At 41.9% G+C, this 22,358-nt stretch carries 18 protein-coding genes; 3 read left to right on the top strand and 15 right to left on the bottom strand.

The features are described from left to right. Positions 1 to 51 precede the first annotated feature (51 nt). The 8 genes from WAE57_RS01095 to WAE57_RS01060 all read right to left on the bottom strand — a co-directional run bounded on the left by WAE57_RS01095 (position 52) and on the right by WAE57_RS01060 (position 8,399). Complete coding sequence (locus WAE57_RS01095) at positions 52 to 1,665, bottom strand: choline dehydrogenase (protein WP_337707650.1); 1,614 nt, start codon at positions 1,663 to 1,665, stop codon at positions 52 to 54. 145 nt (positions 1,666 to 1,810) lie between these two features. Beyond that, positions 1,811 to 2,482, bottom strand: a complete 672-nt coding sequence (locus WAE57_RS01090) for a class I SAM-dependent methyltransferase (RefSeq protein ID WP_337707649.1) — start codon at positions 2,480 to 2,482, stop codon at positions 1,811 to 1,813. A gap of 47 nt (positions 2,483 to 2,529) precedes the next feature. Beyond that, positions 2,530 to 3,312, bottom strand: a complete 783-nt coding sequence (locus WAE57_RS01085) for a DUF2520 domain-containing protein (protein ID WP_337707648.1) — start codon at positions 3,310 to 3,312, stop codon at positions 2,530 to 2,532. 141 nt (positions 3,313 to 3,453) lie between these two features. Next, positions 3,454 to 4,941, bottom strand: a complete 1,488-nt coding sequence (locus tag WAE57_RS01080) for an OmpA family protein (RefSeq protein ID WP_337707647.1) — start codon at positions 4,939 to 4,941, stop codon at positions 3,454 to 3,456. A 160-nt stretch (positions 4,942 to 5,101) separates the two neighbouring features. Further along, the gene (locus WAE57_RS01075; RefSeq protein ID WP_337707646.1) at positions 5,102 to 6,337 is read right to left on the bottom strand and encodes a dihydroorotase; all 1,236 of its coding nucleotides are present in this window, start codon (positions 6,335 to 6,337) and stop codon (positions 5,102 to 5,104) included. 9 nt (positions 6,338 to 6,346) lie between these two features. Continuing rightward, entirely contained in the window at positions 6,347 to 7,363 is a 1,017-nt protein-coding gene (locus WAE57_RS01070; protein ID WP_337707645.1) for an aspartate carbamoyltransferase catalytic subunit, read from the bottom strand. 221 nt (positions 7,364 to 7,584) lie between these two features. Beyond that, entirely contained in the window at positions 7,585 to 7,923 is a 339-nt protein-coding gene (locus WAE57_RS01065; RefSeq protein ID WP_237788089.1) for a hypothetical protein, read from the bottom strand. A gap of 155 nt (positions 7,924 to 8,078) precedes the next feature. After that, on the bottom strand, positions 8,079 to 8,399 hold the full coding sequence (locus WAE57_RS01060; RefSeq protein ID WP_337707644.1) for a hypothetical protein: 321 nt from the start codon (positions 8,397 to 8,399) through the stop codon (positions 8,079 to 8,081). 234 nt (positions 8,400 to 8,633) lie between these two features. Between WAE57_RS01060 and rlmKL the strand changes: the two genes are divergently transcribed. Then, complete coding sequence (gene rlmKL, locus WAE57_RS01055) at positions 8,634 to 10,841, top strand: bifunctional 23S rRNA (guanine(2069)-N(7))-methyltransferase RlmK/23S rRNA (guanine(2445)-N(2))-methyltransferase RlmL (RefSeq protein ID WP_337707643.1); 2,208 nt, start codon at positions 8,634 to 8,636, stop codon at positions 10,839 to 10,841. 64 nt (positions 10,842 to 10,905) lie between these two features. Here the strand turns inward: rlmKL and WAE57_RS01050 are convergent, their stop codons facing one another. From WAE57_RS01050 to WAE57_RS01040, 3 genes are all read right to left on the bottom strand, one after another. Next, complete coding sequence (locus tag WAE57_RS01050) at positions 10,906 to 12,183, bottom strand: hypothetical protein (protein WP_337707642.1); 1,278 nt, start codon at positions 12,181 to 12,183, stop codon at positions 10,906 to 10,908. Between the two features lie 220 nt (positions 12,184 to 12,403). Continuing rightward, on the bottom strand, positions 12,404 to 14,986 hold the full coding sequence (clpB, locus tag WAE57_RS01045) for an ATP-dependent chaperone ClpB (protein WP_337707641.1): 2,583 nt from the start codon (positions 14,984 to 14,986) through the stop codon (positions 12,404 to 12,406). A 488-nt stretch (positions 14,987 to 15,474) separates the two neighbouring features. Next, complete coding sequence (locus tag WAE57_RS01040) at positions 15,475 to 15,897, bottom strand: OsmC family protein (RefSeq protein WP_337707640.1); 423 nt, start codon at positions 15,895 to 15,897, stop codon at positions 15,475 to 15,477. 147 nt (positions 15,898 to 16,044) lie between these two features. Between WAE57_RS01040 and crp the strand changes: the two genes are divergently transcribed. Next, positions 16,045 to 16,752 carry a cAMP-activated global transcriptional regulator CRP gene (gene crp / locus WAE57_RS01035; protein WP_237788083.1) on the top strand — a complete coding sequence of 236 codons (708 nt, stop codon included), beginning with the start codon at positions 16,045 to 16,047 and terminating at the stop codon, positions 16,750 to 16,752. Positions 16,753 to 16,940: 188 nt separating this feature from the next. Next, on the top strand, positions 16,941 to 17,990 hold the full coding sequence (locus tag WAE57_RS01030; protein WP_337707639.1) for an NADP(H)-dependent aldo-keto reductase: 1,050 nt from the start codon (positions 16,941 to 16,943) through the stop codon (positions 17,988 to 17,990). A 230-nt stretch (positions 17,991 to 18,220) separates the two neighbouring features. Here the strand turns inward: WAE57_RS01030 and WAE57_RS01025 are convergent, their stop codons facing one another. From WAE57_RS01025 to WAE57_RS01010, 4 genes are all read right to left on the bottom strand, one after another. Next, positions 18,221 to 18,997, bottom strand: a complete 777-nt coding sequence (locus WAE57_RS01025; RefSeq protein ID WP_237788081.1) for a M48 family metallopeptidase — start codon at positions 18,995 to 18,997, stop codon at positions 18,221 to 18,223. A gap of 113 nt (positions 18,998 to 19,110) precedes the next feature. Then, complete coding sequence (locus WAE57_RS01020) at positions 19,111 to 19,419, bottom strand: hypothetical protein (RefSeq protein ID WP_237788080.1); 309 nt, start codon at positions 19,417 to 19,419, stop codon at positions 19,111 to 19,113. Between the two features lie 192 nt (positions 19,420 to 19,611). After that, positions 19,612 to 20,931, bottom strand: coding sequence for an adenylosuccinate synthase (locus WAE57_RS01015; protein ID WP_086176328.1), 1,320 nt, complete (start codon positions 20,929 to 20,931; stop codon positions 19,612 to 19,614). Positions 20,932 to 21,001: 70 nt separating this feature from the next. Beyond that, positions 21,002 to 22,168, bottom strand: a complete 1,167-nt coding sequence (locus tag WAE57_RS01010) for an ATP phosphoribosyltransferase regulatory subunit (protein WP_237788078.1) — start codon at positions 22,166 to 22,168, stop codon at positions 21,002 to 21,004. Positions 22,169 to 22,358 lie beyond the last annotated feature (190 nt).

Raw genomic sequence — 22,358 nt, 5'->3', positions numbered from 1 at the left:
TTTACAACATAGATGAAACTTAAGTTGATGTCAGTACAATTTCTTGTCTATTCAAGCCACATACTGCGTAAGTGCACTTTGACGGATCAAATCGGCCGCTTTTTCCGCAATCATGATCACCGGCGCATTGGTATTGCCATTTACCACGGTTGGCATAATGGATGCATCCACCACGCGCAAATTCTGTATACCGTAAACCCGTAATTGCGGGTCAACCACAGCCATGTCATCCACACCCATCTTACAACTGCCGACCGGATGATAAACCGTGTCTGTGCGCTCACGCAGAATCTGGCGAATATCATCATCGGTTTTGACATGCTCGGTAAACAGGTCACGTTTATAAATTTCAGATAATGATGGCGAATGCATCAGTTTTCGCGTGAGTTTAAAGCCTTGCACCAGGTCTTCCAAATCCTGTTCATCTGCCAAAAAGTTAGGATCAATTTTTAATGGATCAGAAATTTTGTTACCGCTCAGCTGAACCGAACCACGACTGCGCGGATTTAACAGGCAAACGTGACAGGAAACCCCATGACTGGCATGAAATTTACGTGCATGATCATCGACCAGCGCCACCACAAAATGCAATTGCAAGTTTGGAATAGAGAGTGATGGATCGCTTTTTAAAAAACCGCCACATTCGGCAAAGTTTGAAGCAATCATGCCACGGCGTTCCTTTCGATAACGCCCCACCTGCTTAAACATATCCAGCGAGCCTAGGATGGATATGCCGAAAGTTCCCTGAATATCTTTAACACTATAGCCAAAAATAAAGTCGGGATGATCATGAAAATTTTTACCTACACCGGGTAAATGATGCTGCACTTCAATCTGATACGCTTTCAGCTCAGCCTGATCCCCAATGCCAGACAGCATCAAAATTTGCGGTGACTGGATTGCGCCAGCGCTGAGCAATACCTCTTTGCGGGCACGTAGCTGCTTGATTTTCCCGGCATGCTGAACTTCTACACCTATAGCCGTTTTCTGTTCAATCAGAATCTTCTGCGTCAGCGCCTGGGTCAAAACCATCAGATTTGGCTGCTGCAAATGCGGATATAAATAGGCACGGGCAGCGCTGCAACGCTCACCATTGACATGGGTGACCTGATAAACGCCTAGCCCTTCCTGTTCCGCGCCATTAAAGTCATCCAGTATTTTGTAGCCTTGTTCCTTTGCAGCTGCAATATAGCGCTGATGCAGCGGATTGTCAGTGCGTACATCGGAAACTGAAAGCGGCCCTGAATTGCCATGATATTCATTCTGCAGGCGTTCATTATTTTCGGATTTGATAAAATATGGCAATACCTCTTGATAAGACCATCCGGTATTGCCTAAAGAAGCCCAATGATCATAGTCTGCCTGATTACCACGTATATAAATCATGGCATTGATATTGGAAGAGCCACCCAGACCTTTGCCGCGAGGCTGATAGCCTTTACGCCCATTCAGTCCTGCCTGCGGTACGGTTTCAAAAGCCCAGTTATTAATTTTGCTCGGTAAACTAACTACAGCTGCGGCAGGGATATTCACGGTCCAATTTTCCCCGTTGTCCCCTGCCTCCAAAAGGCATACCGAAATGTTCGGATCTTCAGTTAAACGGCTTGCTAAAACACTGCCGGCACTGCCTCCACCAATGATGATGTAATCGAATTCCTGTTGCATCTTTTTTTGTTCCTTAGCATTATTTTATTTATTCGTTTTATAGTGTCTTTTAATAGCATAGAACTGGATGCAACAGCAGTATCTTTCATCCAAATTAAATAAATATATGGATGTGCAGTAATTCCATAACCATGACCACACATTTTTAAACTTGAGCAATGAAGCCCTGATAGCAGAGAATTTGGGTAAAGCGTTCTATAGAATCAAAACCACAGCCTTTGAGTTGTTCAAATGTTTCCTGTTCCGAGAGTGGATAAAAGTCATCGTCTAAACGATCCACCATTGCCGCAGCCTGCGAAGTAGTTAAGCCGTTTGCCTCACATAGATATTTGAGTGCTTGCAACCCCTGCTCGGACTTGATTCTGGTCAAGTCAAAAGTTATGAATATTCCTTGAGATTTTAAATGCGAAGAAATGGCTTTAAAGAATTGGGGCTTATCTGCATAGTCCACAAAATGCGTAACCAGAATAGAAAGTGCCGCATCATAAAATTGGCCTGTTTTTAACTGATCCAGATTGCCCAATACAAACTCCACCCGATGCGATGCATTTAAGGCATGAATATGATGTTTGGCTTTATCCAGCATGGTTTCCGACAACTCGGTTGCAGTAAAGGTCCAGTCAGGGAACGATTGGACCAGATGCCCCAGCTCATAGCCTGTTCCACAACCGACAATCAGCACATGCGCATATTCATCTACATACGTTTTTAATAAAGCCCTGATCTGTTGATGTACAACTTCATAGCCGGGAATTAATTTCCGGATATGTTCATCATAGCCATCCACAACATACTGACTTTTAAAATCCTTGGCCATACACCTCTCCTTTTGTAATACATGAGCTAAATCTATTTAAGTTTGAGTCACGCTTTAGCCTGATGCGTTTGCAGAATCTGTTGACTCAGCAACTGATACACATTTTTCAAATCTTCCCGATCAACATCATCTAACATCTGCTGATGCATATTCAAGATATTTTTATCCCCTCGCATTGCAGGCCCTGTCTGTACTTGTTTAGGGTCATGCTGTACAGCTTTATGCGCTGTTTCCAAAATCAACGGATAAAGCAGCGAGAAATCTACCTGCTTGGCATCGACAATCTGCTTCGCCATGTCATAACAATAATTGCTAAAATTACAGGCAAACACTGCCGCCAGATGTAAACTTAAACGCTGTGCCGATGTATAGGCATAAACACGTGAACTTAGGCTATTTGCTAAATGGGTCAATCGCTCCAGATCATGCGACTGGCTTGCCTCCACAAGCAAGGGCGTTGCCTGCCAATCCACTTCACGTTGCAAGCTAAATGTCTGTAAAGGATAAAACACTCCGGCACGTGTATGAACCCGTGCCAGAACTTGAATATCGGTACTGCCCGAGGTGTGTACAATCAAAATATCTGCCAATTGTGCATGTACCTTTTGAATGACCTCAGCAATGGCCTGATCACTCACTGCAATGATCACCAAATCCACATCCGGTTCAAGTTCTGCAATATTGGTCGTAGCCCTTGCAGATACCTGAACAGCCAAAGTCTGGGCATGTGCTAAAGTTCGGCTATAAATCTGCACAATTTGATGATTTTGGCTTAGAACAGCAGCAAGATGATGAGCCACCCGCCCCGCACCAATAAAACTAATTCGCATAGCAAGTTCACGTTTTACAATTCAACACAAGCATGCCAATAATAAAAGGACGAATCAATTCATCCTTTTATTTAATTACTATTCAACAAGTATTGTTAAGCCTACTGTTTTTAAATAGGAGCTATTTCTTACTTCACTCCCTTACTGTTTATTGACACCCTGCTCATCCACTTCACGCACCACGCCTGTTTCGGTATTTAGCACCTCAAACTCAATCCGGCGATTTTTAAACTGGCCTTCAGGCGTTGCATTATCCGCTACAGGTTGTTCCGAACCATAGCCCACTGCTTGTAACTGAGCTGGATCTACACCGTGTTTAACCAGATAATCCACTATCGTCTGCGCACGCTTTTGCGATAAGGCTTTATTGACTTGAGCATTTCCAGATGCATCGGTATGACCTTTTACGGTTAAATGTACTTGCGGTGCCCGCTTAATCAGCGCAGCCGCCTGTTCTAAAATCGATTTATTGGCATCAGGGATTTCTGCACTTGATGTCGAAAAATTAATAATCTGCAAATTCAATGCCGTAGCAATATCTAGCGCACGAATCTGATCTGGATTAATTTCTTTCAATGCTTTTTCTGCATTGCTATTGCCTGCAGTAATCGCCGTATTGGTATCTACAGCTGCTGATACACTCTCCATTCCAGCCGGAGTCAGTACAGTCATATTTTTTACCAGGGGACGAATTTTAGCTGCAAGCTGTTCAGCATCAGCTGGATTAGCAGTCTGAATAGAGAGCTGGTCACCCATCCAGGTTAATGAAGCATTTGGCACACCCTTAACCAGCTTCAATACACTTGGAATCACATCCTGATCGATAAATTCCGAGTGATAACGCGCATTATTTTCTACGCCGCAACCGATAGGATGATTAAAAATCTGTTTAATTTCATTTTGCAGAATATCAATGTAATTTGCATTGCCAGAATAGAGCTGACAGCTGGTTAAATCACCGGTAGAACCGGTACTCAGTTGCAATTTTGCAGGCTCACTACTTGCACTTGTGGCAGGTATTCCACTGGCAGTAGCGGTTTCCTGCTTATCTGAACACGACTTAAAAATAAATGCCAATAGTGCAGCTAAAATAAGGAAAACAATCAAGGGAATTAAAAAACCTGATTTCCTTTTTTCCTCGGGTACCCGATAAGGATCAACGGAGGGCGCTTGATGTAAAGTTTGCCCTGATGCAGTATTTATCCCCAAAGCACTGAGTAGTGCGGGAGCCCAATGCGGCAAGGCACTCGTTACCGCAGGCCATTGGGTTTCAATCAGATGTATGATGGCACTGGGCTCGGAAGATCCAGCCTCATCTTCCAGTACACCCAAGGTGGGTGCTATAGCACGATTGAGAGTTGATTCGATTGTTTCGGTCGGCACCGTGCCGGAAATCTGTTGCAAAAACTCCTGCTTTAAAGTGGGGTTAATGTTGAAGATATCACCCAGTCGCGGATTTAATTGATGCTGTAAATTGGTAATAAGATCGGGTTTAGATTTTAAGATGGATAACAGAATAGGAAAAAAACTGCTGAGTGCCTGATTTTTTTCACTTAGATGGGTAGCTTCTCCCTCCAGAACCATTGCAGATACTTTCTGCTTTAATAAATCTATCAAATTCATGTTCATTCTTTATTCCTCTTATTTTCTTTTTAGCCACCTTTTTTAGTCTATTAGCTCATTTTTTAAACAGTGTAATAAATTGTATTATTTGAATACTATTTTATTTTTGAACAAAAAAAAGCCAGCCGAAGCTGACTTTCTTAAATTCTAAAAACAATCTAATTGTTTAAGCCGCAAAAGTTTTAATCACTTTACCAACCACTTTCTGGTTAATTAGTGGCGTATTTTTGCCTTGAGAGATAATGCTCTCTTTACTGACTGTCCATTCAAGTTCAGGATCAACCAATGCCCAACCCGCTTCTTCAGTCCAGCGTTCCAACATGTTGGCTACTTTTGCCGGTGCAAGCGTGACTTTCTCCACCCATTCTAAAGGTTCAAACAAACCTTCATTAATCAGTTGAATACCAAAAGGTACAAATGTATCAAATGCAGTAAAACCCGGTTGAGTTTCAGCAAATGGCGCCATTTTCGCAGAGCTGCTGAGTGGTTCATGGTGAGTGGTAATTGCATCAATTACACCGTCTTTCACACCTTGACGCAGCAAGTTCTTGTCTTGCTCGGAACGTAAAGGAGGACGTACATGCGCCAATGAATTAAAACCATCAATCAGCTGATCGGTTAGATGTAATTGGTGCATGGCAACATCGCAAGTTACTGGCAAACCTTTTTCTTTTGCAATGCGGATCAATTCAACAGAAGCACCACATGACAACAAGCCAAAGTGGGCACGCACACCTGTGGCTTCAATCATGAGCAGATATTTTGCAATGGCCACAGTTTCTGCCAAAGCAGGAATCATTGGCAGGCCCTGACGTGAAGCGATAAAGCCTTCATGCACACAACCATCTTTGGCAATTTGTGGTTCTTCTGCATAGAACACCACGGTCATGTTTAGACCTGCAGCATATTCAAGGGTACGAATCACCACATCATCGTTGGCAAATGGCGCATTGGCATTGGAAACCGCAGTACAGCCGCCTTTTTTCAGGCCAGCCATATTGGCAGGTTGATGTCCTTTCAAACCTTGAGTTTGCGCGCCAATCACCTGTAGATAGATGCCGCCATCCAGCATGGCTTTTTCAACCAGACCATGGATTAAGGCACCATTGTCTTGAACAATGGGTTTTGAGTCTGGCGGAGTAAACACATGCAAAATACCGTTTTCACGTGCCGCCTTTCCTTCAGACTTCAAGGTCCCGTGCTGTTGCTGACCCGGTTCACGTAAACGCGCGCACAGATCCACCATGGTGGGCATCAGCCATTTGCCTTGCCCGTCAATCGTTTCAGTCACGTTGGCAGTTTCAGCAACCAGCTTGCCATTTTCAAGATAAACCGTTTGTACGCTGTCGGTTTTTTTGATTGGGTCTAAGACACGTACATTTTCAATTTTTACTATACTCATGACTTTCCCTTATCCCGCAATCGCTTCTAACAAAGCTTTTTCTTGCAACTGACCTTGCATTGCCAGTGCCAACACCGCCATACGTACCGCAATACCGTTAGTCACCTGATGCAGAATCACCGATTGTGTTCCATCAGCAATGCTGGAATCAATTTCTACACCACGGTTCATTGGGCCTGGATGCATCACGATGCAATCCGGTTTAGCCAAAGCCAGACGCTCTTTGTTCAAACCGTACATTTTGTAGAATTCAGCTTGGGAAGAGAGTGCTGGGGAATCAATACGTTCATTTTGAATACGCAGTGTGATGATCACGTCACAATCTTTAATGCCATCTTCCATGTTGTTAAATAGGCGAACATCTTCACCGTATTCAGCAAAACCATAAGGCAGCAAGGTATTGGGCGCAATCACACGGATATCTTTACAACCTAATGTTTGCAATGCCGCAACATCAGAACGCGCAACGCGAGAATGCTTGATGTCGCCAATAATGGCAATGCTGATATCTTCAAAATTCTTTTTGGTTTCACGGCGAATGGTCAGCATATCCAGCATGGCTTGAGTCGGATGTGCATGACGACCATCGCCGGCATTAATAATGGCTACATTGGGACAGACATCTTTGGCAATAAAATGCGGCGCACCTGAAGATGAATGACGTACCACAAAAATGTCCGTTGCCATCGCTTCCAGGTTCCACAGCGTGTCGCGAAGCGTTTCACCTTTGGAGGTACTTGAACGGGCAATATCAATGTTCAACACATTGGCGGAAAGACGCTTTGCAGCTGCCTCAAAAGTGGTGCGGGTACGGGTAGAGTTTTCAAAAAACAGATTCATTACCGTACGGCCTTCAAGCAGGTTATTGGTAATCAGCTGATTTTGGTCATTAAAAAAGGACTGCGCAGTGTCCAATATTTTTGTGAGGGTTTCTTTAGAAAGGCCTTCGATGGTGAGGAAATGTTTTAAGTTACCATCTTGGTTGAGTTGAATCTGGCTCGGAGTATGCAATGCCGCCAAGTGCATAAGAGATTCCTTATACGTTAAGTCAACGTATTATACAGAGTTTAATCGATTTAAATAGTTCAGCTTGATCTTACTTGTCTAAAAAGCAGCTCGGTATTTGAAATAAAAATATAATTCCTATTTAATTTTTCAATAACATAATTTAACCATTCAATGATTTAGCCATCTGATTTTAAAATAAAAACAGGTAACTCAGCCTGGTTCCGAGTTACCTTAGGCAACTAGCGTAAAGCACCAATGTAGCGGTTGACCCCTTGTGCACGCTCTATGTCTTCTTGAGTGGGTTCAACCGAAATTAAGCCTTCATGTTGCGTGAACTGAATTTCATTTATCGGCTCTTCATCAATTTTTAATCCCAGCACTTTAGTCAAACGTTCAACCAGGCGAAGTAATTCAGGGTCTTGTGTTTGTTTCGCCATTGCCATCACATGTTCGGCATATTCGACGTTCTCTGTAAGATAGCTTGCATCAATCACGCGCCCGGATACCCGTCTTAACCGTGCATAAATGAGAGTTGCCACTGAAAAAACTTCATTTGTAATGATTACACTTTCTGACATTTGTCATTCCCGTCTCTAAAAAAGAAAGCGAGGCATCAAGCACTCTCCTTGATCAAGCTGCCTCACTGGGCTATGTAGCAATATCTGTACCAATATAAAAAAAGCTCATATGATTTAACATATGAGCTCTCTTAAAATTATGTTTTTATTCTATTTTAGAATAGGCTAAAACTTACATGACCTTCGTCAAGAGCTTTTTTATTGGTGTTATTTTCCTTCGAAAGAAGAATCTGTTGGTCTTCTCCATTTATAAGCTCATGATCTTCTTGCAAGTCTAAAAGAGCTCGCAGACGTTCCACATAGCCCGCAAGTTCTGGATCTTTTGTCTCAAGTGCAAGTGTGACCACATAATGTGCATAGGAACGATCCTGCATTAAATACATGACATCAATAACCCGGCTATTCACTTTCCTTAAGCGTGCATACAACAATGTCGCAACTGAAAAAATATCATCCTTTCTTGCTGTAATATTCATACTTTACCCTACATAAAATCCATTGATTAAATTTTAAAATTCATTTTTAAGCCCAGTGTAATTTTACATATCCCCTGAATTTTTAATTGGCTTTTTATTCCAACATTTAGAGCTTTTTATAATTAATACACTGACCTAAGTTGCTTGAAGTTTTCAAAATATAAAAATTTTTCAGCACTAAAATAAGTTAAACTTATACAAGTTTTTATTTTATTTTTTCGGTCTCTCTATTTTATGAATACCTCTTCACGTTTAAGCAATTACTGGGTCACCTGTGCAGATGGACTTGAAACCTTACTCCGCGAGGAAATTGAAGGTTTAGGTGTTCAAAATATTGAACAGTTACCGGGTCGTTTGATTTTCAAAGGCACATTGGCAGATGCATACCGTGTTTGCATGTGGTCGCGTTTAGCTTCACGTGTCTTAACCCCTATTCATGTTCATGAACTTGAATTTACCCATGACGCACGTGATGTGGCAGAAGAGCTCTATGAAGGTGCAATCAACTTTGACTGGTCGCTCATTTTCGCACCACAAAGTACATTTGCCATTCGTTTACATGTAGAACGTGAAATTAAGGTCAATACACAATTCGCAACTTTACGGGTAAAAGATGGTGTGGTGGATTCCTTTATGGAAGCGGTGGGCAAACGTCCAAGCATCGACATCAAACAGCCAGAAATTACCCTCTATGTGCTTGCTGGCAAAACTGCGCATACTTATTGCCTGGATTTATCTGGTGACTCTTTACATAAACGTGGCTATCGTCATTACATGACCGATGCGCCGATTAAAGAAAACCTCGCAGCAGCCATTCTGCAAAAAGCCCAATTAAAAAAACGTAATCCCGATATTATTTTGGATCCAATGTGTGGTTCAGGGACTTTTATCATTGAATCACTGATGATGCTGACTGACCGTGCGCCAGGTCTGGTACGTCGCTTTGGCTTCAATGGCTGGAATGGACATGACCATGAATTATGGATGTCGATTAAAGCTGAAGCAGCAGAACGTTATAAAGCAGCTTTAGAGCAGCCTTTACCGCAGTTCTATGCTTATGATGCCGACTGGGAAGCAGTGAAAGCCACCAAACAGAATATTATTGCTGCAGGCTTTGAAGCATTGCTTGACCATATCAAAATTGAAGAGCGTACCTTGGCTGATTGGCCAGATTTCAAAGCTGAAGGCAAAACCTCATTTATTGTGACTAACCCGCCTTATGGTGAGCGTTTAGGCGATAAAGCATCGAACCGTGCTTTATATTTAGGCTTGTCTGCCCTGTTGCAAAAGAACTTCCCGAATCAATATGCAGCCGTAATTGCTGCACAGGTTGAACAAGCCGATGTACTGGCCTTTAATGAGCCACAAATTCTACGTTTGATGAATGGTAAATTGCCTATTTACGTGCGTTTCGGCATCATCAAACCGGCTGCTGTGTCAGAACCATTTTTAGCACATTGGCAGCCACAGCAGTTCGAGCCAATTGAAGGTGCGCAGGACTTTACCAACCGTTTGCAAAAGAACATGCAAAACCTGAAAAAATGGGCAGTGAAAGAAAATATCTACTGCTTGCGTTTATACGATGCCGATTTGCCAGATTTTAATGTTGCAGTGGATTTATACGGCGATCGCTTGCACGTACAAGAATATGCGCCACCAAAAACCATCGATCCGGAAAAAGCCAAAAAGCGTTTTAATCTCGCGTTGCAGGCCATTCGTTCGGTAACTGGTTTAGGCCGTGATGCGATCTTTATTAAGACACGTGCCCGTCAGGAAGGTAAAAGCCAGTACACCAAACAAAGTACCGCCTCTAAACGCTTTATTGTGCAAGAAGGCAAAGCCAAGATTTTAGTGAACCTGACAGACTATCTGGATACCGGGCTGTTCCTTGACCATCGTCAAATGCGTTTACGTATTGCGGCTGAAGCCAAAGGCAAGCACTTCCTGAATTTATACAGTTACACCTCAACTGCGAGTTTACATGCCGCTTTAGGTGGTGCTGCAAGTACTACCAGTGTCGATTTATCCAATACCTACTTAAACTGGTCTAAAGAAAACTTTGTCTTGAATGGTTTAACGGTAGATCATGCCGATGAACAGCATCAGTTCTTTGCCAGCGACTGTTTTGAATGGTTGAAAGAAGGCCATGAACAATATGACCTAATCTTTATCGATCCGCCAACTTTCTCCAATTCGAAAAAGTTTTATGGCACATTCGATGTGCAACGTGACCACCTGTCACTCCTTAAACGTGCCATGAACCGCTTAACCACGGAAGGTACCTTGTACTTCTCCAACAACTACCGTGGTTTTGAGATGGATGAGGAAATTCTGGCATTCTTTGATGTTCAGGAAATTACCAATGAAACCATTGGCCCGGACTTCAAGCGTAATACCAAGATTCACCGTGCCTGGAAAATCCAGCATCCACAAAATGGCTAATATATTTTAGATACTGCACTAACTAAAAAGGCTGCCTATCTGGCAGCCTTTGTTTTTACATATGTTAATTTAAAAATTTCTTTTCACCGTATTTATATTCAATGCCAACCTTGAGGATATCGCCCTCCCGTTTAGCTTGCAGCGACTGCTGCATACCATTCAGCATTTGCTCAAGTTCTTGATCAGATAAGGTTTTACCGCCCTGTTGCAAATAATTCTTCATGATCGTTTTCATAATTTGTTTATCATATTCAACATTCGCCTGATATTCGACCAGATTCGGTGCCATTTTGAACAAGCTTTCAAAAGATGTTTGATGACCTGGCATCACCTTGCCCGTCAGGCTCGCCTTGGCATATCCATCTCCCACCTTAATTTGATTGTTCTGCGATTCAAAAGCAAAACCGTCATTTACAATCGCCAGGAAACTGCTTACCACATCCTGATTGAGTTCTTCTTTTGCTATACATGCTGCACTACTTTTTTCCAATAAATCAAAAAAATTCTGCACTTTTTGTCGATTAAGAGCAGCCAGCTTAAAGTTCATTTCAAAATCATGAAAACTAGGAGTTTTATACATGGTCATTTCATCAATTTTGACCTGAGTATCAAAAGCAACCTTGGTTTTATCGAGCTGAGTATTTACCCGCAAAGCAAAGCCTTTTAATTCACCACTGCCAAACTGCTGTACATTTCTATCCGTACGCTGAATTGAAGCAATATTTAATCGAGTTTTCCCTTCATCCAAAACAGAATTTAAGCCCTGATTGGTCTCAAACTCTAAATCACGCATCTGTACATGGCCCAATTTATCATTCACCGTCATATTCGGAATTTGAAATTTTACATTCAACACATCGAATTGGTCATCTTTTGATTTGGCAAGGATTGTAAAAGTCATGGGATCAATGCGAGTTTGTATATCTGCATCATTTTTCTCATACACCGGAGTGACGAGTGAAGTGTGCATTCTTCCCAACCAATCAATTTTTGTTTGAACTGTTAACGGTTGCTTCAGTAAGCGTTGGAAGGTTGCATCACCTTGTTTTAGGGAGATTTTTGATTGAATCTGATAGCCATTCCAGCTGCGCTTGATTTCATCTTGCCCGCTAATCATCAGGATATCTTTAGGCTTACAGGGATCAAGAGTAAATTCGGCCGTCCAGTCAGCAGAACCCTGCATCGCACCCATATTAAAATTTTTATACTGAATCGACATGAAATTTGATTTTTGATGCTGTTGATAATAGGAAGTTAAACTTTTGTCTGCATATAAATTCCCTCCTATGACCGCTGTTGCCAATACCACAATGCTTCCCAGACCCCAAGTTAATTTTGACATAGTATCTGCTCTAGATTTATGTGTTTTTATTAAAGAAAAGTATAAGTAAATTTTTTAATAAAAGATAATTATTTTGCATATTAATAACTTATATGCATAAAGAATCACAAAAACATTAGAAATTATGTCAATTTTTTACCCAAATTTTCACTTTTTCGACTGAAATTGTCAGGCGTAAAAAAACCCGGCCGAAGCCAGGTTTTTTTCTATTTACAGCAAATTAACTTAATTTCATTTTTTCAAATTCAAGATGACCATTTTCCCCTTTCACGAAAATGGTATCTCCTGGCAGAAAATCACCACTCAGGATTTTTTGCGCCAATGTATTTTCTACTTGTTGCTGGATAGCACGCTTTAATGGACGAGCACCATACACAGGGTCAAAACCGGCATCAATCAACTGATCAAATGCACTATCATCCACTGAAAGTCGCATATCTTTTTCGCTTAAACGTGCACGTAAACGATCTAGCTGAATATCGGCAATACCACGAATTTGGGCTTTTTTCAGTGAATGGAATACCACCAACTCATCAATACGGTTAATGAATTCCGGACGGAAGTGTTGAGATACCGCGCTCATCACCACCGTACGAACTTCATCATCAGTTGCGTGTTCACCCAGTTCACGTACATCCTGTGAACCGAGGTTTGAAGTCAACACAATGACCGTATTTTTGAAGTCCACCACACGACCCTGCGAGTCGGTCAAACGGCCATCATCCAGCACTTGCAGCAAGATGTTAAATACATCTGGATGGGCTTTCTCGACCTCATCAAACAGCACCACACTATAAGGTTTACGGCGTACTGCTTCAGTCAAGATCCCTCCTTCTTCATAGCCCACGTATCCCGGAGGTGCACCCACCAGACGGCTGACGGAATGTTTCTCCATGAACTCGCTCATATCGATACGTACCATGGCATCATCACTGTCGAACAGGAAATTAGCCAATGCTTTGGTCAATTCAGTTTTACCCACCCCGGTAGGACCCAAGAACAGGAATGAGCCACTAGGACGGTTTGGGTCAGACAAGCCTGCACGAGAACGACGCACTGCATTCGATACAGCCACTACGGCTTCATCTTGCCCCACGACACGGTTATGCAAGAATTCTTCCATATTTAGCAGTTTCTCGCGTTCACCTTGCAGCATTTTAGCGACAGGGATACCGGTTGCAGCACTGACCACTTCAGCAATTTCATTTTCAGTGACTTTGGTACGAATCAGTTTAGGCTCTTCGTTATTTTCTTCAGCAACTTCTTCTGCATCCAGACGTTTTTGCAGCTCGGGAATGACGCCATATTGCAAACGGCTGGCTTCAGCCAAGTCACCTTCACGTTGGGCTTTTTCAAAAGCGGTACGTGCTTTGTCCAATTCGGTTTGAGCCTGACTGGTACCTTGAACCAAAGCTTTTTCGGCACGCCACACTTCTTCCAGATCATTATATTCACGCTGAACTTCCTCAATCTGTTTTTCCAGATGGGTCACTTCAGCCTTACTGACTGAATCTGCATCCTGTTTGACTGCTTCCAGTTGCATTTTTAGCTGAATCAAACGGCGGTCCAAACGGTCGAGTGGCTCAGGTTTTGAGTCAATTTCCATTTTGATCCGCGAAGCTGCTTCATCAATCAGGTCAATGGCCTTATCCGGCAATTGACGATCGGTAATATAACGATGCGACATCTTCGCAGCCGCAATAATGGCCGAATCCAGAATTTGCACCCCATGATGGGTGGCGTACTTTTCTTTCAAGCCACGCAAAATCGCAATGGTATCTTCAACGCTTGGTTCATCAACCAGTACCTTCTGGAAACGGCGTTCCAATGCAGCATCTTTTTCAATATATTGACGATATTCATCCAGTGTTGTCGCACCCACACAGCGCAGCTCACCACGAGCCAATGCAGGTTTCAACATGTTGCCGGCGTCCATGGCACCATCGCCTTTACCTGCACCCACCAGCGTATGCAATTCATCAATGAACAGAATGATTTGCCCTTCATATTTGGCCAAATCTTTGAGCACTGCTTTTAAACGCTCTTCAAACTCACCACGATATTTTGCACCGGCCAACAATGAACCCAAGTCCAAAGATAGAACCCGTTTACCTTTCAAACCTTCCGGCACTTCATTATTAACAATACGCTGTGCCAAGCCTTCTACAATCGCAGTTTTACCCACCCCTGGCTCACCAATCAGAACCGGGTTGTTTTTGGTACGGCGTGACAACACCTGAATGGTACGACGGATTTCTTCATCGCGGCCTATCACAGGATCGAGCTTGCCATTCAGGGCACGTTCAGTTAAATCAATGGTGTATTTATTGAGTGAATCACGTTGATCTTCGTGGGTATTACTCATGACTTGTTCGCCGCCTCGAATATTTTCAATTGCTTTGCGTAAGCCTTCAGTGGTTAGGCCTACATTATTTAATAAAGTTTTGGTTGCCCCGGTTTCTGCTAAGGCTAACAGCACCCAATCGGTAGACAGAAACTCATCCCCAGCTTTTTGTGCATAGCTGTCCGCCAGATTTAATGCGCGTACTGCTTCGGGGTTTAGGTTAATGTCTCCAGTAGGATTGGCAATGGTCGGTGCATCTTGAAGCGCTTGCTGCAATTTAGTTTGAAGATCACGCAGATTTGCCCCGGCTTGTTGTAACAAGCTGATATTGGCCGGTTCTTCTAAGAGCACCGATAAAATATGAATACCTGATATTGCGGTATGGTCTTTACCCATGGCCAAGGATTGAGCATCTGATAAAGCTTGCTGCAAGCGGTTTGTAAATTTTTCAAAACGCATTCTTATTTTCCTCACAACAAATTTTGTACTTGGATAATAGATGGGAATGGTTTGATATTTTTCAATAAAATTTCTTAAAAAATATTTTAATTTTCAACAACTAATATAATTAAGTTAAAAAAGTAAACCTTAATTATAATATGGGTATTTGGGCTATTTTTTTCAAGTCAATTTAGACTGCTTCTTTATAAAAATTTATTCAAAATGTATTTAGATAAGACCCGAAGAGATTAGATTCAGGAGAAAAAATCTTGAGATGTATTTTGGCTAGATGCGTACTGCTTAAAAATGAGATCAGATGACAATTAAATGTTAAGGATAAAAATCTAGATGCGAAATTGAAATCAAATAGAAACCAGACAATAAAATCAGGTAAATTTTTAATCCAGACAAGAATTAAGTCTGAACTTCTTTATATTCAACAATATGAGTTTTGTATGTTTGATTAAAAATGGCAATTCACCAATGAATTGCCATCTAGATTTTTATTATGCTGTTTCAATAATTTCAAAATCGTGGGTAATTTCTACCCCACCGTCTGATAACATTTTGCTTGCAGAACAGTATTTTTCAGCTGAAAGTTCAACTGCTTTAGCGACCTGTTTTTCTTTCACGGCTTTACCGGTCACCACAAAGTGTAAATGGATTTTGGTAAATACCGCAGGAATGCTGTCAGCACGCTCAGCTTTTAACTGACATACAACATCCGTCACATCTTGGCGAGATTTCTTTAAAATAGTCACAATATCAAAGGAAGCACAGCCACCAAGTCCCATTAATATCAACTCCATGGGACGTGGTCCACGGTTTTCACCACCATAGGCCTCGGCCCCATCCATTACGATTTGGTGACCACTTTCCGATTTTGCTTCAAAAGCAACATTCTCTAGCCAATGAACGCTTGTTTGCATTGCAACTACCTGAAAAAAACTATAAATTTACGATGTACCTGTACACTAACATAAATTGAGTTGATAAGGAATTTCAGCTCTTCTATGTGACAAGTTCATTTTAGGTCTTGTGCGATCTATTAATTATCCATATTCGGAACCGTTAGCATGACTTCAAACTTTTCACAACTGAGTACCGATGCTCTTTCACCCGGCCAATTACCTGAGTCTGTGAAGGCATTATTAAAACGTGCTTATATTAACCGCTATCCAAAACGAACTGCCATTGTAGATGCAGGCTCAGAATCAAAATCGCTTTATTTGATTTTAAAAGGTTCAGTTTCCATTATTTTACGTGAAGATGATGAGCGTGAAATTGTGGTTGCTTATTTGAATGCTGGGGACTTTTTTGGGGAAATGGGCCTATTTGAAGCAAATCCACAACGTACCGCAGAAGTACGCACACGTGACGTATGTGAGATTGCTGAAATTACCTATGAAAACTTCCACGAATTAAGCAAGCAATATCCAGATCTGAGCTATGCCGTATTTGCCCAACTGGTTCGTCGCTTAAAAAATACGACACGCAAAGTGACTGACCTGGCATTTATTGACGTATCGGGTCGTATTGCGCGTTGTCTGATCGATCTTTCTTCTCAACCAGAAGCCATGATTTTACCAAATGGGCGTCAAATCCGTATTACCCGTCAAGAAATTGGTCGTATTGTAGGATGCTCGCGTGAAATGGTCGGTCGTGTTTTAAAAACACTAGAAGAACAAGGCATGATCCAGACCGATGGTAAAGCCATCCTGATTTTCGATGTTGCAACTGCGGATGCCGAAACATCTTTAGATGACCTCGATGACGAAGAATAAGTTTTATGCCATACAAGATAAAAGCAAATCTTAGGATTTGCTTTTTTTTATGCCTGTATTTTTAGACCGGTCTTTTTTAAATTTTATGACAAGGTTAATACTATTGATGATTTAACACTGCGAAAAAAATAAGTTAGCCTTATGAGCTATTTTAAAACCTCATGATAAAAAATTAAGGATGGATCTGCATGCAACTCAAACCTTTAGCAAACACCGGGATTCTGGTTCCTGAAATTTGTTTAGGCACCATGACCTTTGGTGAACAAAATACCCAAGCAGAGGCTTTCCAACAACTTGAATATGCTTTAGATCAGGGTTTGTTTTTTTGGGATACTGCAGAAATGTATCCCGTACCACCAAAACCTGAAACCCAGGGTGCAACTGAGACCATACTAGGGAACTGGATTGCACAGCGCGGCCAACGTGAAAAACTGTTTATTGCATCAAAAATTGCTGGCCCTTCACAAGGTGGCAGTCACATTCGTGACGGGCAAACGCGCTTTACTGCACCGGAGATTGCTTCTGCTATTGATGGTTCCTTAAAACGCCTGCAAAGCGATTATATCGACCTGTATCAACTACATTGGCCCCAACGTCCAACCAACTTCTTTGGCAAACTGGGTTATGGTAATGCGGAAGCCCAAAATGAGCAGGAAGTTACCGCGTTAGAAGAAACCTTAAGCGCCTTAAGTGATGAAATTAAAAAAGGACGTATTCGTTCTATTGGGCTGTCCAATGAAACTCCATGGGGCACTTTAAAGTTTTTACATCTGGCAGAAAAATTAGGCCTGGAAAAATTTGTCAGTGTGCAAAATCCGTATAGCCTGCTCAACCGGACTTATGAAATTGGCATGTCTGAAATTGCCCACTATGAGAATGTCGGACTACTGGCTTACTCACCTTTAGCTTTCGGTTATTTGACCGGAAAATTCCGTCATGGCGCTCGCCCTGCAAATGCGCGCGTGACTTTATTTTCCCGCTTCAGCCGTTATAGCAATGCTGAAAGTGAATGGGCAACCGAACAGTATGCCCAACTTGCAGAACGGCATGGACTCAGCCTGACCCAACTGGCATTGGCATTTATTAAGCAGCAGTTCTTTGTCACCAGCACCATTATTGGCGCAACCAATCTGGATCAGCTTAAAGAAAATATTCAGGCCTTTGATATTGATTTATCGGCAGAAGTTTTACAGGGTATTGAAGATATTCATCGTAAACAACCTAATCCAGCACCCTAATTTCATTTTAAGCACTGCTTTAAAATGAAATTAGGAAATTGAAGTAAAAAAGTTTTTACCCTATTTTAAAGGAAAAAATAACTTCTTTATTTCTTATAACCTCATAACCTTTAATGCCCTCACCTCTTGCGCACTCAGAATATATTCTGAGGATGCTCATCCCATAGGGAGAGGGTACAAAAATTAAAAAAGGATGCACTAAGCATCCTTTTTTAATGAGCTACAAACAATTAACGTTTGTTATAAACTGCTTGAGCTGCTGGCAAGTTTTTACGCATTGCATCAATACGCTGTGCATTTGAAGGGTGAGTCGACAAGAATGATGCACCACCTGCACCTTCCAACTTGTTCATTTTTTCCCAAAGCGTAATTGCCGCTTGCGGATTATAACCTGCACGCGCCATGAGCATTAAACCACCTTGGTCAGCACGGCTTTCAAGACTGCGTGAATATGGCAAGCCCACACCCACCTGTGCACCTAACTGTGCTGCTGCAGCACCGAGCTGTCCTACGTTATTACCCGCATAGCCTAGACCAATATTTAAAGCCAAATCCGTTAACGCCTGTGCACCAATTTTCTGTTTAGAATGCTCTTCTAAAGCATGCACCATCTCGTGACCCATCACCGCAGCAATTTCTGCATCAGTCAGGTTGAGTTTATTCACGATACCGGTATAAAACACGACCTTACCGCCTGGTGCTACATATGCATTAATTTGATCTGACTTTAGAACTGCCAGTTGCCAGTCAAACTTCTGACCTGTCTGGTTAATTTGGTCACCATAAGGTTTTAGACGTAAAAATACCGAATTGATGCGTTTATACGTAGATGATGACGTATCCAAGGTTTTATTTGCGTTTGCTTCCTGAACAGTTTTATTAAAGCCTTGTGCAGCCGTCACATTTAATGTGGATGAATCTGCCCCAGCCATATCTGCTACAGTAGTACAACCCGAGAAAGTGATTACACTAGCTGCACACAAACTTAACATCAGCTTGCTGTTCATTATAATAATCTCCACCTTAAAAATAGATATCTCTTTTCTAAAGATTATATGGAATAGTAAATAATCTTTAAATTAATATTCTCTCCACAATCATATCATTTATGTAAACAGGCTTATTTAAGAAATTGAAAACTAAGCCAATAAATTAGACATAAAATATTCAGTCCCAAATATATCTGGCAAAATGGTTTAATTTTCTGTTCCAGTTGCTCGTTTTTACGCTTCAAAAATAAAATTGCATTTTGGATCAGTACAATCGGAACCAAAATACACGCAATAATGACGCTTAATCCAATAAATGCTGCATTAATAATTTGAGGATCTTGAGTTTGTGCCTGTATCACCAGCATGGCAATGGTCGGAGCCCCACCCATTGCAAACAGTAATGAATAAAACATCGTTGCTGATATATTTTTATGCATCATGCATAACCTTAGATTTATTTTATATTTTTTTATTCTAACAAGAGCCCCTAAATTAAACAGTATGCACGGATGCAACTTTAGTCTGGCGAAAATTATCTCCATGCCCCTTCTATTTTATATTTTTCAAATCAAATTCCATAAAAAAGCCCCGCATATAGCGAGGCTTTTCAATCAATTTAATGCTTGAAATTAAGCATCAAATGGGTGGCGAAGAACGATCGTTTCTTCACGGTCTGGACCAGTTGAAATGATGTCGATTGGACATTCAATCAATTGCTCAAGACGTTTCACATAATTAATTGCAGCTTGTGGCAATTGATCTAGTGATTTAGCACCGAAAGTAGACTCAGACCAGCCTGGCATAGTTTCATAGATCGGTTTTAAAGTTTCGAATGCAAGCGCATCAGAAGAACCTACACAACCAGAATCAGCTGCTTCGTAACCTACACAGATTTTCACTTCTTCCAAACCGTCAAGAACGTCAAGTTTAGTTAAGCAAATACCAGAAAGTGAGTTTACTTCTACAGAACGGCGTAAAATTTCAGCATCGAACCAACCACAACGACGTTGACGACCAGTAGACGCACCAAATTCTGAACCAACAGTACCAAGGTGTTTACCGATTGCATCACCAACATCGTTAGCAGCATCGTATACAAGTTCAGTTGGGAATGGACCAGCACCTACACGAGTTGTGTACGCTTTAGTAATACCCAATACATAGTCAAGGTGCAATGGACCAAGACCAGAACCAGAGCTTACGCCACCAGCAGTTGTGTTTGAAGATGTTACATACGGGTATGTACCGTGATCAACGTCAAGAAGTGAACCTTGCGCGCCTTCAAACATGATTTTTTTGCCGGCTTTACGGTATGCGTGAAGTTCGCCAGTCACGTCGATTACCATAGGTGCTACAACTTTGCGCCATTCGTCGCATAGTGCAAGAACATCTTCAACGTTAACTGCTTCAACGCCGAAGAATTGAGTCAACTGGAAGTTGTGGTATTCAAGCAGCTCTTCAAGTTGAGCTTTAAGATGTTCACCACCACGTACAAGGTCAGCAACACGAATTGCGCGACGTGCAACTTTATCTTCGTAGGCAGGACCGATACCACGACCAGTCGTACCGATTTTCGCATTACCACGTTTGATTTCACGTGCTTGGTCAAGCGCGATGTGGTGTGGAAGAATTAATGGACAGTTTGGAGAAATACGTAAACGTTCACGTACTGGCACGCCTTCTTTTTCAAGAATGTCCATCTCTTTGATTAAAGCTTCAGGTGAAAGAACAACACCGTTACCAATTAAGCAAAGTACGTTTTCACGTAAAATACCAGATGGAATGAGGTGTAATACAGTTTTCTTACCACCAACCACAAGAGTATGGCCTGCGTTGTGTCCGCCTTGATAACGAACTACCGCTGCCGCTTGATCTGTGAGCAGGTCGACGATCTTGCCTTTGCCTTCGTCGCCCCATTGGGTACCAAGTACCACAACATTCTTGCCCATAATAGCCTCATTACATCATGCTGTTAAAATAGAAAACTAAATGGCGTGACATGAACACACCATCTAGCGATTAAATTTTTTCGACAGTCCACTCGCCCGCAGCATTCACCAATTGGTGAGTCGCAAACGGAATTGAGTTTAAATCATCATTACCTAATAACTGAATAACACTTAAGCCTTGTGCACGCACAGCTGCAATCGCGTCAAGCAATGCTTTGTCTGTACCTTTAGGTGCAACAACCTTCTGAACCTTCTGAAACTGGCCTGCACTGAGTGCATACAAGTCACAAGAGAAGCCCGTTGCAGGACGTGCACGACCAAAGTGTTCACCAATACCGTCATAACGACCACCTTGAGCCAGTGGTGCTGCACGGTTCGGCGCATATACCGCATACATTAAACCAGTGTGGTAGTGATATGAACGAAGTTCTACAACATCAATACCAATATGTAAGTTTGGCCAGCGTGCCTGAATTTCAGATCGTGTGGTTTTTACTGCATCAAATGCCTGTTTAAATGCCGGGTCTGCAATAATTTCAGCATTCAGGTTGGCTTCTAATGCATCCAAATCACTTGAATAACGACCTAATGCGTAAAAATCTGCACCAAATTTTAATTCTTGTGTAAATTCAGCCAGTTCAGGCAATGCTTTGCGTTGATAAAGATCCGAAAGCTGACTTTCTTCCGCTTTGGTTAAACCAGCATGTTTAACCAGACTACGGAATAAGCCGACATGACCTAAATCCAGATGGATACCATCCACAAAGCTTGCAGTTTTTAATAAGTTGAGCATCACGTCAATCATTTCGACGTCAGCATCAATACTGTCTGAACCAAAAAGTTCCGCACCCAATTGCAGCGGTGCACGCGTGGTATTAAAACCTTGAGGTTTGGTGTGTAAAACCGTGCCAGCATAGCAATAACGCGCTACGCCTTCGACTGGATGTACATGCGCATCGATACGGGCCACTTGCGGTGTCATATCGGCACGCACACCAAGCAAACGACCAGAAAGTTGGTCGATTACTTTAAAAGTGGCTAAGTCTAAATCTTGATTCGATTCTGAGAGAGAAGAAAGAGATTCGATGTATTCGATAAATGGCGTGTACACCAGCTGATAACCTCGAGATGCGAGGAAATCTAATGCTTCACGGCGCAAAGCTTCAATTACTTGCGCTTGTTCTGGTAATACATCAGCTACACCATCAGGTAATAACCATGTCTCTGAAATGGGCATGTTGTAAACCTAAATACTTGTCAGCGCGGAAGTAATCCGCATAAAAAAATCGGGAGCACACCCGATTTCTCCTAGTCTAGCACGATCACTTTAGCAGTGCACATGACTTTTTGCAGATTTGTTCGATTTTTACCAACTAATTAATAGCGGTTGAAAACTGAATAACCAGAATCATTACCGATTGATGAGC

The organism is Acinetobacter sp. NS-4 (assembly GCF_037402435.1).
Classification (GTDB): domain Bacteria; phylum Pseudomonadota; class Gammaproteobacteria; order Pseudomonadales; family Moraxellaceae; genus Acinetobacter.
The sequence above is the reverse complement of the archived record's forward strand: the minus strand, read 5'-3'. Positions and strand labels throughout refer to the sequence as shown.

Coding starts and splice junctions, on each gene's coding strand:
- WAE57_RS01095 (WP_337707650.1), bottom strand. CDS start 1,665: ATGCAACAGGAATTCGATTACATCATCATTGGTGGAGGCAGTGCCGGC.
- WAE57_RS01090 (WP_337707649.1), bottom strand. CDS start 2,482: ATGGCCAAGGATTTTAAAAGTCAGTATGTTGTGGATGGCTATGATGAA.
- WAE57_RS01085 (WP_337707648.1), bottom strand. CDS start 3,312: ATGCGAATTAGTTTTATTGGTGCGGGGCGGGTGGCTCATCATCTTGCT.
- WAE57_RS01080 (WP_337707647.1), bottom strand. CDS start 4,941: ATGAACATGAATTTGATAGATTTATTAAAGCAGAAAGTATCTGCAATG.
- WAE57_RS01075 (WP_337707646.1), bottom strand. CDS start 6,337: ATGAGTATAGTAAAAATTGAAAATGTACGTGTCTTAGACCCAATCAAA.
- WAE57_RS01070 (WP_337707645.1), bottom strand. CDS start 7,363: ATGCACTTGGCGGCATTGCATACTCCGAGCCAGATTCAACTCAACCAA.
- WAE57_RS01065 (WP_237788089.1), bottom strand. CDS start 7,923: ATGTCAGAAAGTGTAATCATTACAAATGAAGTTTTTTCAGTGGCAACT.
- WAE57_RS01060 (WP_337707644.1), bottom strand. CDS start 8,399: ATGAATATTACAGCAAGAAAGGATGATATTTTTTCAGTTGCGACATTG.
- rlmKL (WP_337707643.1), top strand. CDS start 8,634: ATGAATACCTCTTCACGTTTAAGCAATTACTGGGTCACCTGTGCAGAT.
- WAE57_RS01050 (WP_337707642.1), bottom strand. CDS start 12,183: ATGTCAAAATTAACTTGGGGTCTGGGAAGCATTGTGGTATTGGCAACA.
- clpB (WP_337707641.1), bottom strand. CDS start 14,986: ATGCGTTTTGAAAAATTTACAAACCGCTTGCAGCAAGCTTTATCAGAT.
- WAE57_RS01040 (WP_337707640.1), bottom strand. CDS start 15,897: ATGCAAACAAGCGTTCATTGGCTAGAGAATGTTGCTTTTGAAGCAAAA.
- crp (WP_237788083.1), top strand. CDS start 16,045: ATGACTTCAAACTTTTCACAACTGAGTACCGATGCTCTTTCACCCGGC.
- WAE57_RS01030 (WP_337707639.1), top strand. CDS start 16,941: ATGCAACTCAAACCTTTAGCAAACACCGGGATTCTGGTTCCTGAAATT.
- WAE57_RS01025 (WP_237788081.1), bottom strand. CDS start 18,997: ATGAACAGCAAGCTGATGTTAAGTTTGTGTGCAGCTAGTGTAATCACT.
- WAE57_RS01020 (WP_237788080.1), bottom strand. CDS start 19,419: ATGCATAAAAATATATCAGCAACGATGTTTTATTCATTACTGTTTGCA.
- WAE57_RS01015 (WP_086176328.1), bottom strand. CDS start 20,931: ATGGGCAAGAATGTTGTGGTACTTGGTACCCAATGGGGCGACGAAGGC.
- WAE57_RS01010 (WP_237788078.1), bottom strand. CDS start 22,168: ATGCCCATTTCAGAGACATGGTTATTACCTGATGGTGTAGCTGATGTA.